This is a genomic window from Citrobacter sp. RHB25-C09 (genome assembly GCF_013836145.1).
GTDB lineage: Bacteria > Pseudomonadota > Gammaproteobacteria > Enterobacterales > Enterobacteriaceae > Citrobacter_A.
This window is the reverse complement of record NZ_CP057483.1, coordinates 4,036,148-4,050,994: the sequence shown is the minus strand read 5'-3', so window position 1 is coordinate 4,050,994 and position 14,847 is coordinate 4,036,148. Positions and strand designations below refer to the sequence as shown.

General features: G+C 54.9%; 14 protein-coding genes. 4 read left to right on the top strand and 10 right to left on the bottom strand.

Translation table 11 applies throughout. From position 1 onward, the window contains the following. Positions 1-51 precede the first annotated feature (51 nt). Complete coding sequence (aceK, locus tag HVY19_RS19170) at positions 52-1,836, top strand: bifunctional isocitrate dehydrogenase kinase/phosphatase (RefSeq protein ID WP_181682179.1); 1,785 nt, start codon at positions 52-54, stop codon at positions 1,834-1,836. 27 nt (positions 1,837-1,863) lie between these two features. Here the strand turns inward: aceK and iclR are convergent, their stop codons facing one another. Further along, positions 1,864-2,688 (bottom strand): glyoxylate bypass operon transcriptional repressor IclR, encoded by an 825-nt coding sequence (iclR, locus tag HVY19_RS19165; RefSeq protein WP_181682178.1) that lies wholly within the window; start codon positions 2,686-2,688, stop codon positions 1,864-1,866. Between the two features lie 195 nt (positions 2,689-2,883). Here iclR and metH point away from each other — a divergent pair, with 195 nt between their 5' ends. Further along, positions 2,884-6,567 carry a methionine synthase gene (metH, locus tag HVY19_RS19160; RefSeq protein WP_181682177.1) on the top strand — a complete coding sequence of 1,228 codons (3,684 nt, stop codon included), beginning with the start codon at positions 2,884-2,886 and terminating at the stop codon, positions 6,565-6,567. A 231-nt stretch (positions 6,568-6,798) separates the two neighbouring features. After that, positions 6,799-8,427 (top strand): Na/Pi cotransporter family protein, encoded by a 1,629-nt coding sequence (locus HVY19_RS19155; RefSeq protein WP_181682176.1) that lies wholly within the window; start codon positions 6,799-6,801, stop codon positions 8,425-8,427. Positions 8,428-8,525: 98 nt separating this feature from the next. Here HVY19_RS19155 and pepE read toward each other — a convergent pair whose 3' ends face one another. From pepE to HVY19_RS19125, 6 genes are all read right to left on the bottom strand, one after another. Continuing rightward, the gene (gene pepE, locus HVY19_RS19150) at positions 8,526-9,215 is read right to left on the bottom strand and encodes a dipeptidase PepE (protein WP_181682175.1); all 690 of its coding nucleotides are present in this window, start codon (positions 9,213-9,215) and stop codon (positions 8,526-8,528) included. 114 nt (positions 9,216-9,329) lie between these two features. Next, a complete protein-coding gene (locus tag HVY19_RS19145) occupies positions 9,330-9,608 on the bottom strand; it encodes an addiction module antidote protein (protein ID WP_181682174.1) in 279 nt (92 codons plus the stop codon). Continuing rightward, complete coding sequence (locus HVY19_RS19140; protein WP_181682173.1) at positions 9,601-9,918, bottom strand: type II toxin-antitoxin system RelE/ParE family toxin; 318 nt, start codon at positions 9,916-9,918, stop codon at positions 9,601-9,603. Before HVY19_RS19140 ends, HVY19_RS19145 begins: the two co-directional genes overlap by 8 nt. A 368-nt stretch (positions 9,919-10,286) precedes the next feature. After that, positions 10,287-10,688: an Imm63 family immunity protein gene (locus HVY19_RS19135; protein ID WP_181682172.1), complete on the bottom strand. Its 402-nt coding sequence runs from the start codon at positions 10,686-10,688 to the stop codon at positions 10,287-10,289. Between the two features lie 100 nt (positions 10,689-10,788). Continuing rightward, on the bottom strand, positions 10,789-11,088 hold the full coding sequence (locus tag HVY19_RS19130) for a hypothetical protein (RefSeq protein ID WP_087603053.1): 300 nt from the start codon (positions 11,086-11,088) through the stop codon (positions 10,789-10,791). A 127-nt stretch (positions 11,089-11,215) separates the two neighbouring features. Further along, on the bottom strand, positions 11,216-11,377 hold the full coding sequence (locus HVY19_RS19125) for a hypothetical protein (protein ID WP_181682171.1): 162 nt from the start codon (positions 11,375-11,377) through the stop codon (positions 11,216-11,218). A 141-nt stretch (positions 11,378-11,518) separates the two neighbouring features. Between HVY19_RS19125 and HVY19_RS19120 the strand changes: the two genes are divergently transcribed. Further along, positions 11,519-11,890 carry a hypothetical protein gene (locus HVY19_RS19120; RefSeq protein WP_181682170.1) on the top strand — a complete coding sequence of 124 codons (372 nt, stop codon included), beginning with the start codon at positions 11,519-11,521 and terminating at the stop codon, positions 11,888-11,890. A gap of 50 nt (positions 11,891-11,940) precedes the next feature. Here HVY19_RS19120 and sorE read toward each other — a convergent pair whose 3' ends face one another. The 3 genes from sorE to HVY19_RS19105 are packed head-to-tail and all read right to left on the bottom strand — an operon-like array spanning position 11,941 to position 14,846. Beyond that, positions 11,941-13,161 carry an L-sorbose 1-phosphate reductase gene (gene sorE / locus HVY19_RS19115; RefSeq protein WP_181682169.1) on the bottom strand — a complete coding sequence of 407 codons (1,221 nt, stop codon included), beginning with the start codon at positions 13,159-13,161 and terminating at the stop codon, positions 11,941-11,943. Positions 13,162-13,212: 51 nt separating this feature from the next. After that, entirely contained in the window at positions 13,213-14,037 is an 825-nt protein-coding gene (locus HVY19_RS19110; protein WP_181682168.1) for a PTS system mannose/fructose/sorbose family transporter subunit IID, read from the bottom strand. 11 nt (positions 14,038-14,048) lie between these two features. Beyond that, entirely contained in the window at positions 14,049-14,846 is a 798-nt protein-coding gene (locus HVY19_RS19105; RefSeq protein ID WP_181682167.1) for a PTS mannose/fructose/sorbose transporter subunit IIC, read from the bottom strand. Between the last annotated feature and the right edge of the window lies 1 nt (position 14,847).

Sequence of the window (14,847 nt, the reverse complement as noted above, 5' to 3'; positions counted from 1 at the left end):
GGATAAGCGTATGCGCCATCCGGCAACATCTGCTCTGCATGAGGGAAGGCGATGTCGCGAGGCCTGGAATTACTGATTGCTCAAACCATCCTGCAAGGCTTTGACGCGCAGTATGGCCGATTTCTGGAAGTCACCTCCGGCGCGCAGCAGCGCTTTGAACAGGCCGACTGGCATGCCGTCCAGCAGGCGATGAAACAGCGTATCCACCTCTACGATCACCATGTGGGGTTGGTGGTGGAACAACTGCGCTGTATCACCGAGGGTAAAAGTACGGATGCGGATTTTTTGCTCCGCGTGAAAGATCATTACACCCGACTCCTGCCGGATTATCCGCGCTTCGAAATTGCTGAGAGTTTTTTTAACTCCGTCTACTGTCGTCTGTTTGACCACCGTTCGCTTACACCCGAGCGGCTTTATATTTTTAGCTCACAGCCGGAGCGCCGCTTTCGCACCATTCCTCGCCCGCTGGCTAAAGATTTCTTTCCCGATCACGGCTGGGACCCCCTGCTGATGCGGGTACTGAGCGATCTGCCGCTGCGTCTGCCGTGGCAGAATAAAAGTCGTGACATTCGCTACATTATCAACCATTTGAACGAAACCTTTGGTGCGGATGCGCTGCCGCAGTGCCATTTGCAGGTGGCTAACGAGCTTTTCTATCGCAACAAAGCCGCCTGGCTGGTCGGCAAGTGTGTTACGCCTTCCGGCACGTTGCCTTTTTTGCTGCCCATTCACCGCACCGAGGAAGGCGAGCTGTTTGTCGATACCTGCCTGACCACGACGGCTGAAGCCAGCATTGTGTTCGGATTCGCCCGCTCTTATTTCATGGTTTATGCGCCACTGCCTGCCGCGCTGGTGGAGTGGCTGCGGGAGATCCTGCCAGGAAAGACCACCGCTGAATTATATATGGCGATAGGCTGCCAGAAGCATGCGAAGACGGAGAGCTATCGTGAGTATTTGCTGTACCTGCGCGGTTGTAACGAGCAATTCATCGAAGCGCCGGGTATTCGCGGCATGGTGATGCTGGTGTTCACGCTTCCGGGCTTTGATCGGGTTTTCAAAATCATCAAAGACAAGTTTGCCCCGCAAAAAGAGATGTCTGCCGCCCACGTCCGCGCCTGCTATCAGCTGGTTAAAGAGCATGACCGCGTGGGGCGCATGGCGGATACCCAGGAATTCGAAAACTTTGTACTGGATAAACGGCAAATCGATCCGGCGCTGATGTCGCTACTGCTGGAAGATGCGCCGGGAAAAATAACTGACCTCGGCGACCAGATCGTTATCCGCCATTTGTACATTGAACGCCGGATGGTACCGCTGAATATCTGGCTGGAGCAGGTAGAAGGCCAGCAGCTACGGGATGCCATTGAAGAATACGGTAACGCAATACGCCAGCTCGCCGCCGCCAATATTTTCCCCGGCGACATGCTGTTCAAAAACTTTGGCGTCACCCGCCATGGCCGCGTGGTGTTCTATGACTACGATGAAATTTGCTACATGACGGAAGTGAACTTCCGCGACATCCCGAAGGCACGCTATCCGGAAGATGAGATGAGCGCCGAGCCCTGGTACAGCGTGTCGCCGGGCGATGTATTCCCGGAGGAGTTTCGCCACTGGCTTTGTGCCGATCCGCGCATCGGGCCGCTGTTTGAAGAGATGCACGCCGACCTGTTTCGCGCCGACTACTGGCGAGCGTTACAGACGCGGATTCGGGAAGGGCATGTGGAGGATGTTTACGCTTACCGCCGTAAGCAACGGTTCAGCGTACGTTATGAAACCGACCGTAGGCCGGATAAGGCGCTTGCGCCGCCATCCGGCAATGTGCGACATACTGCATGATGCCCCATTCCCGATGGGGCTTCTTGATTAACGAATTCCGCCGTACGCCAGCGTTACTTCTTTCGCTGCCTTGATCACCATCGCACCAAACTCGGTCACCCGGTCGTCGGTAATACGCGAAATCGGCCCAGAGATAGAGATGGCAGCAAACGGCTCGCGGTGCTCGTCGTAAATGCACGACGCCACGCAGCGCAGGCCGAGCGCGTGTTCTTCATCATCAAACGAATAGCCGCGTTTGCGGGTCTGGGCGAGGTCATCTTTTAAATGCACAGGAGAAACCAGCGTCGCATGGGTATAGGCATGCAGCCCTTTACGGTGCAGCAGTTGCGTCACTTGTTCTTCGCTCAGCTGTGCCAGAAACGCTTTACCCGCGCCGGAGGCATGCATCGGGAGCTTGCCGCCGATGGGCGCCGACATGCGCATCAGTTGGGTACACTGGACCTGGTCGATAATAATGGCCTGATGGTCGCTCTGGTCCAGCACCGCCAGGTTTACCGTTTCGCCAGAGTCTTCCATCAGGCGACGCAGGATCGGGTGGACGATGGCCAGCAGGTTGCGGCTCTGCAAAAAGCTGCTGCCGACGATAAACGCATGCGCACCTACCGCCCAGTGCCCGAGATCGCCCACCTGACGCACAAAGCCCTGCTGTTGCATGGTGGTCAGCAAACGGTGGGTCGTGGAATTGGGCAAGCCTGCCTGCTGTGCCAGCTCGGTCAACGCGACGCTGCCGTTGGATTCTGCAATCCACTCCAGCAATTTCAGACCGCGGGTGAGCGACTGAACCTGTCCGGCGGCGGGGGCTGTCGTCGCGGCGGGTTTTCTACCGCGTTTCGCGGGTACGGTGGCAACCATGGCAGACTCCTTTTCTGTATCGTGGAAATCATTTTCGTTTTATTCAATTATAATGCAAGAAGTGTTGAACTGATCGGATGAGTGAAGCTGAACTTGTCTCATGTTGCCTGTTGTTCTCTTTTACGTCAGACAGGATTATGCCAGTATGACCTGTTGATATTTTTTCGGTCTGGTTGAGCGTTGTCGGGAGCGAGTGTGAGTAGCAAAGTGAAGCAACTGCGTGCGCAGTTAAATGAACGTATTCTGGTGCTGGATGGCGGCATGGGCACCATGATCCAGAGCTACCGTCTGAGTGAAGACGATTTCCGGGGTGAGCGCTTTTCTGACTGGCCGTGCGATCTGAAAGGCAATAACGACCTGCTGGTGCTCAGCAAGCCAGATGTCATCAGCGCGATTCACAACGCCTACTTCGAAGCAGGCGCGGATATCATCGAAACCAACACATTCAACTCCACCACCATTGCGATGGCGGATTACCAGATGGAATCCCTGTCGGCGGAAATCAACTTTGCGGCGGCGAAACTGGCGCGTGCCTGCGCTGATGAGTGGACAGCGCGCACACCAGAAAAACCGCGCTATGTGGCAGGCGTTCTCGGCCCGACCAACCGCACTGCGTCAATTTCGCCAGATGTGAACGACCCGGCCTTCCGTAATGTCTCCTTTGATCAGCTGGTGGCGGCTTACCGTGAATCCACCAAAGCGCTGGTGGAAGGGGGCGCGGACCTGATCCTGATTGAAACCGTCTTTGACACCCTGAACGCCAAAGCAGCGATATTCGCTGTCAAAGCAGAATTCGAAGCGCTGGGCGTCGATCTGCCGATCATGATTTCCGGCACCATTACCGACGCCTCTGGCCGTACGCTCTCCGGCCAGACGACCGAAGCGTTTTACAACTCGCTGCGCCACGCTGAGGCGCTCACCTTTGGCCTTAACTGTGCTTTAGGACCGGATGAACTGCGTCAGTACGTGCAGGAACTGTCGCGCATCGCCGAATGCTACGTCACCGCGCACCCAAACGCCGGACTGCCGAACGCCTTCGGGGAATACGATCTGGATGCTGACACCATGGCAGCGCAAATCCGTGAGTGGGCGGAGGCCGGTTTCCTGAATATTGTCGGCGGCTGCTGTGGTACCACCCCGGAACATATTGCCGCCATGAGCCGTGCGGTAGAAGGCCTACCGCCACGCAAGCTGCCTGAAATCCCGGTCGCCTGTCGCCTGTCCGGCCTCGAACCGCTGAACATAGGCGACGACAGCCTGTTTGTGAACGTCGGCGAGCGGACCAACGTCACCGGCTCCGCCAAATTTAAGCGCCTGATCAAAGAAGAAAAATACAGTGAAGCGCTGGACGTGGCTCGTCAGCAGGTGGAAAGCGGCGCGCAGATCATTGATATCAACATGGACGAGGGGATGCTCGATGCCGAAGCGGCGATGGTACGTTTCCTCAACCTGATTGCGGGTGAACCCGATATTGCCCGCGTGCCAATCATGATTGACTCCTCGAAGTGGGAAGTCATCGAGAAAGGGCTGAAGTGCATTCAGGGGAAAGGCATCGTTAACTCCATCTCGATGAAGGAGGGCGTGGAAACCTTTACCCACCACGCGAAATTGCTGCGGCGTTACGGTGCGGCGGTGGTCGTGATGGCTTTTGATGAACAAGGTCAGGCCGATACCCGTGCGCGCAAAATCGAAATCTGTCGTCGGGCGTACAAAATTCTCACCGAAGAGGTGGGCTTCCCGCCGGAAGACATCATTTTCGACCCGAACATTTTTGCCGTTGCCACCGGTATTGAAGAACACAACAACTACGCGCAGGACTTTATCGGCGCGTGTGAGGACATCAAACGCGAACTGCCGCATGCGCTGATCTCCGGTGGCGTTTCCAACGTCTCGTTCTCCTTCCGTGGCAACGATCCGGTGCGTGAAGCTATCCACGCCGTGTTCCTCTATTACGCGATTCGTAACGGGATGGACATGGGGATTGTGAACGCCGGGCAACTGGCGATTTATGACGATCTGCCCGCAGAACTGCGCGACGCGGTGGAAGATGTGATCCTCAACCGCCGCGACGACGGCACTGAGCGTCTGCTGGATCTGGCAGAGAAGTACCGCGGCAGTAAGTCGGATGAGGCGGTCAACATTCAGCAGGCGGAATGGCGCTCCTGGGACGTTAAAAAACGCCTTGAATACTCGCTGGTGAAAGGCATCACCGAGTTTATTGAACAGGATACTGAAGAAGCCCGCCAGCAGGCCACACGCCCGATTGAGGTGATCGAAGGGCCGCTGATGGACGGAATGAACGTCGTCGGCGATCTGTTCGGCGAAGGCAAAATGTTCCTGCCGCAGGTGGTGAAATCTGCCCGCGTGATGAAGCAGGCGGTGGCCTACCTGGAACCGTTTATTGAAGCCAGCAAAGAGAAGGGCTCCAGTAACGGCAAAATGGTGATCGCCACGGTAAAAGGCGACGTCCACGATATCGGCAAAAACATTGTTGGCGTGGTGCTGCAGTGTAATAACTACGAAATCGTCGATCTCGGCGTGATGGTACCCGCAGAGAAAATCCTCAAAACCGCGCGCGAAGTGAATGCCGACCTGATCGGTCTTTCCGGTTTGATCACCCCGTCGTTGGACGAAATGGTTAACGTGGCGAAAGAGATGGAGCGTCAGGGTTTTACCATTCCGTTGCTGATTGGCGGCGCGACCACCTCGAAAGCACACACGGCGGTGAAAATCGAGCAGAACTACAGTGGCCCGACGGTCTACGTACAGAACGCGTCGCGCACGGTGGGCGTCGTGGCTGCACTCTTGTCCGATACCCAGCGCGATGACTTTGTTGCCCGCACTCGTAAAGAGTATGAAACCGTGCGTATCCAACATGGGCGTAAAAAACCACGCACGCCACCGGTGACGCTTGCCGCCGCTCGGGATAACGATCTCGCTTTTGACTGGGAGAGTTACACGCCGCCGGTAGCGCACCGACTGGGCGTACAGGAAGTGGAAGCGAGCATTGAAACGCTGCGTAACTATATCGACTGGACCCCGTTCTTCATGACCTGGTCGCTGGCCGGGAAATACCCGCGTATTCTTGAAGACGAAGTGGTGGGTGAAGAGGCCAAACGCCTGTTCCAGGACGCCAATGATTTGCTGGATAAACTCAGCGCCGAGAAAACACTCAACCCGCGTGGCGTGGTGGGGCTGTTCCCGGCGAACCGCGTGGGCGACGATATCGAAATTTATCGTGATGAAACCCGCACCCACGTTCTGACCGTCAGCCATCATCTGCGTCAGCAAACGGAGAAGGTCGGCTTTGCCAACTACTGCCTGTCTGACTTCGTGGCACCGAAGCTGTCTGGAAAAGCGGACTACATCGGCGCCTTTGCGGTCACCGGTGGACTGGAAGAGGATGCCCTGGCGGAAGCGTTTGAAGCGCAGCACGATGATTACAATAAGATCATGGTGAAAGCGATCGCCGACCGTCTGGCGGAAGCCTTTGCGGAGTACCTGCACGAGCGCGTGCGTAAGGTTTACTGGGGCTATGCGCCTTACGAGAACCTGAGCAACGAAGAGCTGATCCGCGAAAACTATCAGGGCATTCGTCCGGCACCGGGCTATCCGGCCTGTCCGGAACACACCGAGAAGGGCACCATCTGGCAACTGCTGGATGTGGAAAAACACACCGGCATGAAGCTCACCGAGTCTTTCGCCATGTGGCCCGGTGCGTCGGTTTCCGGCTGGTACTTCAGCCACCCTGACAGCAAATATTATGCAGTGGCGCAGATTCAGCGCGATCAGGTTGAAGACTATGCCTTCCGAAAAGGGATGAGCGTGGCAGAAGTGGAGCGCTGGTTGGCACCGAATTTAGGCTACGATGCCGACTGACCGTCGCACGGGAAATACTTTTCCTTACAACAAACAGGGCGCTCACTGAGCGCCTTGTCTCTTTCTTACAATTAAACCCTTATACTTGAGCAGAGTTCCGTCGATTTTTGCCGGATGGCGCTTCGCTTATCCGGCCAACACGTAGGCCTGATAAGGCGTTTACGCCGCCATCAGGCGATTCACCGTAAGCTAACTACAGAAAAACGATAAAGATAAGGAGTGCCCAATTCCGTGTTAACCCTGCTTCACCTGCTTTCTGCCGTGGCCCTCTTGGTATGGGGCACCCATATTGTGCGTACTGGCGTCATGCGCGTTTTTGGCGCTCGCTTGCGTACCGTTCTTAGCCGTAGCGTTGAAAAGAAACCTCTCGCCTTCTGCGCGGGAATTGGCGTTACTGCGCTGGTGCAAAGCAGTAACGCCACCACCATGCTGGTGACGTCGTTTGTCGCCCAGGATTTGGTTGCCTTGACGCCGGCGCTGGTGATTGTGCTGGGTGCTGACGTGGGGACCGCGCTAATGGCGCGTATTCTCACCTTCGACTTATCGTGGCTGTCGCCGCTGCTGATTTTTATCGGCGTGATCTTCTTCCTGGGGCGTAAGCAGTCGCGCGCCGGGCAACTGGGGCGTGTGGGTATCGGTCTGGGACTGATTTTGCTGGCGCTGGAGCTGATCGTCCAGGCCGTCACGCCGATCACCCAGGCTAATGGCGTGCAGGTGATTTTCGCCTCGCTCACCGGCGATATCATGCTTGATGCGCTGATTGGCGCGATGTTTGCCATAATCAGTTACTCCAGCCTTGCGGCGGTGCTGCTGACGGCGACCCTGACGGCCGCGGGGATTATCTCTTTCCCGGTGGCGCTGTGTCTGGTGATTGGCGCCAACCTCGGCTCTGGCCTGCTGGCGATGCTCAACAACAGTGCTGCCAACGCCGCCGCCCGGCGCGTGGCGCTCGGCAGTCTGCTGTTCAAGCTGGTGGGTAGCCTTATCATTCTGCCGTTCGTGCATCCGCTGGCGAACCTGATGGATGAACTGCCGCTGCCGAAGTCCGAACTGGTGATTTACTTCCACGTCTTCTACAACCTGGTGCGCTGCCTGGCGATGATTCCCTTTGCCGGACCGATGGCGCGGCTTTGCCAGCGTTTGATTCGCGACGAGCCGGAACTGGACGCCCATCTGAAGCCGAAGCACCTGGACGTCAGCGCGCTGGACACGCCAACGCTGGCGCTGGCCAATGCCGCCCGTGAAGCGCTGCGCATCGGCGACGCGATGGAGCAGATGATGGAAGGGCTGAAAAGGGTGATGCACGGCGAGCCGCGTGAAGAGAAAGAGCTGCGCAAAATGGCGGACGATATCAACGTGCTGTATACCGCCATCAAGCTCTATCTGGCGCGAATGCCGAAAGAGGAACTGGCAGAAGAGGAATCTCGCCGCTGGGCGGAGATCATCGAGATGTCGCTAAACCTGGAGCAGGCGTCGGATATTGTCGAACGGATGGGCAGTGAGATTGCCGACAAATCGCTGGCGGCGCGGCGAGCGTTCTCCGTTGAAGGGTTAAAAGAGCTGGATGCCCTTTACGATCAACTGCTGAGCAACCTGCAACTGGCGATGTCGGTGTTTTTCTCCGGCGACGTCACCAGCGCCCGTCGCCTGCGTCGCAGCAAGCACCGTTTTCGCATTCTGAACCGTCGATATTCCCACGCGCATGTTGATCGCCTGCATCAGCAGAACGTGCAGAGTATCGAAACCAGTTCTCTGCATCTGGGATTATTAGGCGATATGCAGCGTCTGAATTCACTGTTCTGTTCGGTTGCCTACAGCGTGCTGGAACAGCCGGATGAGGACGACGAGCGTGAGTACTAACGAAGACAGATGAGATGTTGCCCGGTGGCGCTGACGCTTACCGGGCCTACCGTAGGCCGGATAAGGCGTAGCCGCCATCCGGCATCAACTCTTCTCGCTTAAAAACGGTGCCCTGCTTCCAGCGCAACCGCTTCTTCACCAGCTTTGAACACGTACGTGGTGTTTGGGCCGCCAAGTACCGCCTGACCATTGCTCACCTTGATCCAGTTCCCTTCCGGCAAACCAATCACCGTCAGTTCTGGGGCGACAACCAGCAGCTCGCGAATACGCTGTTCGCGCGTTTCGCCTTTATGCCCTTCCGGCAGCGCGTTGGTGAAATGTGGGTTAATCTGGAGCGGGAACAGACCCAGCGCGTCAAAGCCTTTGGGATCAACAATCGGCATATCGTTAGTGGTACGAATCGTCTGGCAGGCGAGGTTAGAACCTGCGCTCCAGCCGATGTATAGCGCGCCGCGTTTCACCACGTCAACAACCGGGGCCAGCAGCCCGCGTTCACGGCTCTCTTTCAAAAGCTGGAAGGTATTACCGCCGCCAACAATTACCACCTCGGCATTTTCAATGGCCGCAACCGGATCGGCTACCGTATGAATGCCCACCACGTTGACGCCCATTGGCGCAAAGATGGCTGCCGTTTTTGCCGTGTACTCATCCCAGGTTTGCGTCACGCCGGCGAACGGAATAAACACCGCTGAGCGGCGACCGTTCAGCTGTTCTGCAATCAGCGGCAGCGCATGTTCCATCCAGCCCTTACCCGGCAGCGTTGAGTTACTCAATAAAAGCAGTTCCATCGTTTCTCCATGTCATCGAAAAATTAACCGGGGCACATGCTAACACTGGAAGTCTACTCGCTTACTGACGTGGCTCACGATGTGGGAAAGGGCTTGGGGGGAGAGAGTCAAAGTTCATGTTTTAACAGTTAATCCAATACCCAGCGCCTTCATCACCGCCAGCGTGGTTTTAAGCGTGGGGTTGCCTTTGTCACTGAATGAACGATAAAGCTGTTCGCGTGATAAGCCGGTTTCAGCCGCAATGTTTGCCATGCCTTTTGCGCGAGCCACCACGCCGAGCGCTTTTGCTATGTAAGCCGCATCACCCGTTTCCAGGGCATCTGCCATAAATACAGCAATTTCGTCGTCATCGACCAGCGCAGCGGCGGGATCGTATTGAGTAAGCTTATTCATGGCTTGCTATCTCCTTATAGTTCAAAGTGTTGTCGATTATTTTGGCAAGTGCGATATCACTCTTCTGCGAGCTTTTATCACCACCACATAACAATATGATGATGGCATCTCCATGCTGCTTGAAGTAAATCCGATAACCAGGACCGTAATGAATACGCAATTCGCTAATCCCTTCACCGACTGGCCTCACATCACCAGCTAACCCATTTGCCACCCGAAAAAGACGTGAGGCAATAAGTGTTTTCGCTCTACGGTCCTTTAAGTTCCGCTCCCAGCGCTGGAAAACCGAAGTTTGTAATATTTCCATCAAACTCATCCTTGTATTTTATAAACTACAAGCTTTTTTGGCAAGAAGGGAGGGGAGGTTAGCAAATCATTGAGGAAAGGAAATGTTGCACAAGGGAAACCGGAAAGCGCTTTGCAATACCAGGCGTGTTGATTCGGTGATTAAGCAGGATATCGAGTGGAGATTGATAAATGCGTGATAAGGGAATAATGAAGGGATAGGTGGCCTGGGACCAGGAGTAGACTATTCACACTGCTGTTTAGGTGGCTAAATTCGGTATGCCACTACTTCCGCTTTGTGCCAGAAGCGGACGTTGGATGCTTAGTTCTGGGAGCAGTGTTGCTGGAATCAAACTGATGATCACGACGTTTCTGAGAAATTCTGTGACCTTTTTAAACCTGTCCACTAAGGATTTCTGTAAATTCTCTGCGCTTCCTTGTTGCCCATTCAGGTTTGATAGAGAGCATTAAACTATATTGTTTACGAAAATAAACATACCTGAATTCCGTTTCAGGTGAGCTATTCATGGCTGCATACTCTGTAGCTAGACCTACCACACCACACTCAACAAACCAATAAAGAATCTCATCATCACTAAGGGTTACTTTACGCGCTATTTCGGCACCTCTTTCATTGACAATGAAATGATATTCTTTGCAATGAATTTCCAGGTATGGAGTCGCCATACCGTCAGGTCTATCAGGGATGGTGAAGTAATAATTGGGTCTTATTCCACCTCCAATTCTTTCACCGATTTTGAGAAGTTCTGCGCGTAACTCTTCGATATTTTTCATGATTTATTGTTTTTGAGCGTTAACTGTTCGTTCCAGACCGCATTTCGCTCACAGCAGACTATAAGAGTTGATGGTGTGTTACACTGTGAGACCAATACATTCAGGCATCTTCCCACAGCGGCACCCATTCAACAGGTAACTGTTCCTTATCAAATCCCTCAAACCAGTAAACTGTACCTTTTGGCCCAACAATCGGCACTTCTCCCCAACCCTGATGAAACAATGCGCGACTCCAGTCCGGCTTGAGACGACCACGCCGTTTAAGGCGCTCACCATTACAAGCAGTTGCTCGTATTGAGGGAAAGTTAATAAAGAAACTTAACGGCATTTCCTCTTTTTGCGCACGTTGCAATTGCCTTGATATCCAGTCTTGGTTACGTTTGCGAAGTTTTTGTTTCATTGGCTACTGTTCTGATTCGACTCACTTATCAATCAATGATCTCACTGTAATCCGACGCCATACTTTGTACAAGAATGTCCGCTCTTCGCTCAAAGCGGACCAACCAAATTTGGCGCACAGCACAACCCTACACCTCAATCCCTTTCTGCTTTAGTTCCTTGCGAATCACCCGTTTGATCCATGCTGCCAGTGATTCATCGCCATCCAGTCGCTGCGCTTCTTCCATCGCTTTGCGAAGATCCGGATCCAGACGGAACTGAAACGGGGGATTGCCTCTTCTTTCATTCATGTGTGTTGACACCTAAAGTACACTGGAGTAGTGTGAATATGTGTGATGACACATTACGCTCACACGTTAAAAATGACAACGCCCCGATAGTGCAGCAACACGATCGGGGCGTTTAACCACAACATTATACGAGGTAATGCTATGGCTGATGCTAATAGTACCACTAACGCCTGTTCTGCGTCTTTTTCTCTCCCGCCCGAAGCCAATCTGCTTCATTTTCCCTTGGCCGACGCCTTTCGCCATCTTGACTGTCGCCAGCTCACCACCGATGAGAATCTCACGCTCTCATTTGGCTGCAAAGAGGCACTGGCTGGGCTTTACCATACGCTGAATTTTATCGGGGAAAGTCTGGTCACCGTCGCTGGCGAACGTCAGGAGATTTTTTCTTCAGAGAGCTTATGTCGGTTGGGCCATAGCCTGATGAACATCAGCCAGTTAATTCCGGCGCTTGCACTTCTGGAAGAAAAAGCCGATCGGCAGCTTTTTGCTGAACCACAAACGTACGTTGCATAACCCTGAATCATCAAGAGCGCCCGTTCCAGGCGCTCGTTGATCTTACTCTCTTAAATATCTTCGGCGTGCACCAGCAAATAATCCTCGGCCTCTTTTGACCAGATCCCTTGACGACGTTCGATAATGGCGAGCAGTTCAGGATCGTTAATTTGATTGAGCGCGGTGAGCGGCATTGTTTTGCCGGTATATACCAGCTTTTTCCCACCCCGGACTTTTGGCAGTTCCAGGGTTGTTTCACCCGCGGCGTTCAGGCCGAGAATATGCGTTACCACTTTTGCCGCCTGCACCTTCTTCTCTTCGATCAGTTTTACCGCCGTACGCATGTCTTCGGTATTCCCCCCCGATGTACCGACATAGTGGGTAAAGGCGTAATGAACGTCATAGAAATTTACCGGTGCGCTGAACTGCTTGTCCTGCGGACCGGCGAAGAAGTTCATGCAGCCGTCGGGAGCGAGCAGGGAAGAGGCTAACGTCACCAACTGCTCGTTAGGCACGAACACAAAAATATCGTCAAAACCGTGACCGCCGCTCAGTGCCATCAGCGTGTCGTAAGAGGCGTCCTGACTCAGGAGATAATGAATCAGCGTCTGCGGCTCTGAAGGATAATGCTTGCGGGCGTAGTCCAGCTTGTCGGTGTGTTTATCCGTGACGACCAGCAGGGAAGGATTGACCGGGCCATGCAGCGCGTAGTCAATTGCGAGTAGCCCCATCGGCCCGGTACCGCCGAGGATCAGCGCGCGACCCTGCGGACGAATCCCCATCTTGTGGTTATAGGTGCCTTCCTGCAAATGGTAGTTCGCGTTGAATGCGCCGATCACGCAGGAGAGCGGCTCAACCAGCGAGCCTTCAAAGTAGGTTTCGCCTTCGTAGGCCAGCAGGCAGTCCTGCTCCATCACCTCATTCGGAATCAGTACATGCGTCGCTTCGCCGCCCACCCACGGGAAGGAGTAGCCGGGGCAATCCGGGCGATCGGGCAGTTGCAGGTTCGCCTGAATCACATAGCGCTGGCCGGGCTGAAATTTATGCTGCCACTTTTTTCCGACGGCAATAATATCACCGCAAAATTCGTGGCCGATGATGATCGGGTTGGTCGCCACGTCGTTTGGCACCTTCTTATGATCCTCCCCCTGATTGGCCTCTTTCCAGGAAGAGAGACACAGGCTGTCGGTCACGACCGTGGCGAGGATTTCATCATCCTGCATCTGCGGAAGGTCAAACGTTTCCAGACGCAGATCGCGTTTGCCATATAATCTAAGAGCCGTTGTTAACATAAATTCCACCTCAGTGTAGATATAAGCCCCGGGCGACGCCGGGGCGAACAGTCAGGACAGGAAGCCCAGCGCGTTGCCGATAATCCCCAAACCGAACAGGGCGAAGATCAGCCATACCGGGTTAATTTTCTTGTTGAGCAGGCGCACCATCAGCATCGTCAGGCCCAGCGCCAGCAGGCCGGGACAGAGCTGATCGAGGATGTTCTGCACGGTCATAGTGACGGTCGTACCGTCTGCACCAGGCGTTTGCGAGACGATCAGCGGCACGTTGATGCTGGTCCATTTGGTGACCAGTACACCCATCACGAACAGGCCAAGAATCGACGCCCCTTCGGTCAGTTTTTGCAGCAGGTTGCCGCCCATATCGCTGACGATATTGACCCCTTTGTTGAAACCGATCTGCAAGCCGTACCATTTCATCGCCAGACGGACGGCGTTGAAGAGTACGAAGAAGAGGATGGGGCCGAGCACGTTGCCGGAGAGCGCCAGCGAGGCGCCGAGGGCGGCAGTGATCGGACGTAAGGTGCCCCACACCAGCGGGTCGCCCACCCCGGCAAGCGGCCCCATCAGGCCGACTTTGATGCCGTTGATGGCACCGTCGTCGATCTCCGCGCCGTTTGCCCGTGCTTCTTCCATCGCCGCGGTCACGCCAATCACCGGGCCGCACACCGCAGGCGTGGTGTTAAAGAACACCAGGTGCCGTCTGAGCGCCGCGACCTGATCCTCTTTTAACGGGTAGAGCCGCTTGATGGCAGGGATCATGTCATAGCAAAAGCCCAGCCCGTGGATACGTTCAAAGTTAAATGACGCCTGCTGCAGGTTGGAGCGAAGAAACATGCTAAACAGGTCGGATTTGGTCAGTTTTTTCTGTTCCATGATGGGCTCCATTAATCTTCAAGCTGGTCGAGTGCGGTGGAAGAGGTGGCCTGAGCCTGTGGTTCGGCTTTGCGCCACTGTGGGTTAAGCTGGAGGTAGACCAGCGCGATAATCACGCCAACGCCGCCAAAGGCCAGCAGGCTGAAATCGAGGTAGCCACCGGCGATAAAGCCGAGGAAGAAGAACGGCATCAGATACTTCACGCCCATCATGCGCAGCACCATGGCGTAACCCACCACCACGATAAAACCACCGGCAATCTGCAAGCCGCGGGTGACGAATTCCGGGATCGCGTTCAGCATATTGCTGACCATATCCGCGCTGACAAACAGCGACACAATTAACGCCGGAACGGCAACGCGTAGCGCCTGCACACCCAGCGCGGAAACGTGAAGAAAGTCGATGGTACGAAAGCGCGCGTCCTCTGCGGCTTTATCGGCTGCGTGCTGGAACGCCACGGTGATGGTACGGGCAAACACGGTCAGCACCTGACCGGCCGCCGCAACGGGCAGGGCGATGGCGATCCCGGTAGCGATGCTCTGTTGGCCGACAATGACCAGAATCGCCGAGATAATGCTGGCAAGTGCGGAATCGGGCGACTGCGCGGCACCGACGTTCATCCAGCCCAGCGCGATCAGCTCCAGCGTACCGCCCAGAATCACCCCGGTTTTTAAATCGCCGAGGATCAGGCCAATCATCGTACAGGCAATTAATGGGCGATGGGTCTGGAACTCATCCAGCACGCTGCCCATCCCTGCGATGCAGGAAAAGAGAAATATAGCAATAATTTGTAGAGTACTGATTTCCATA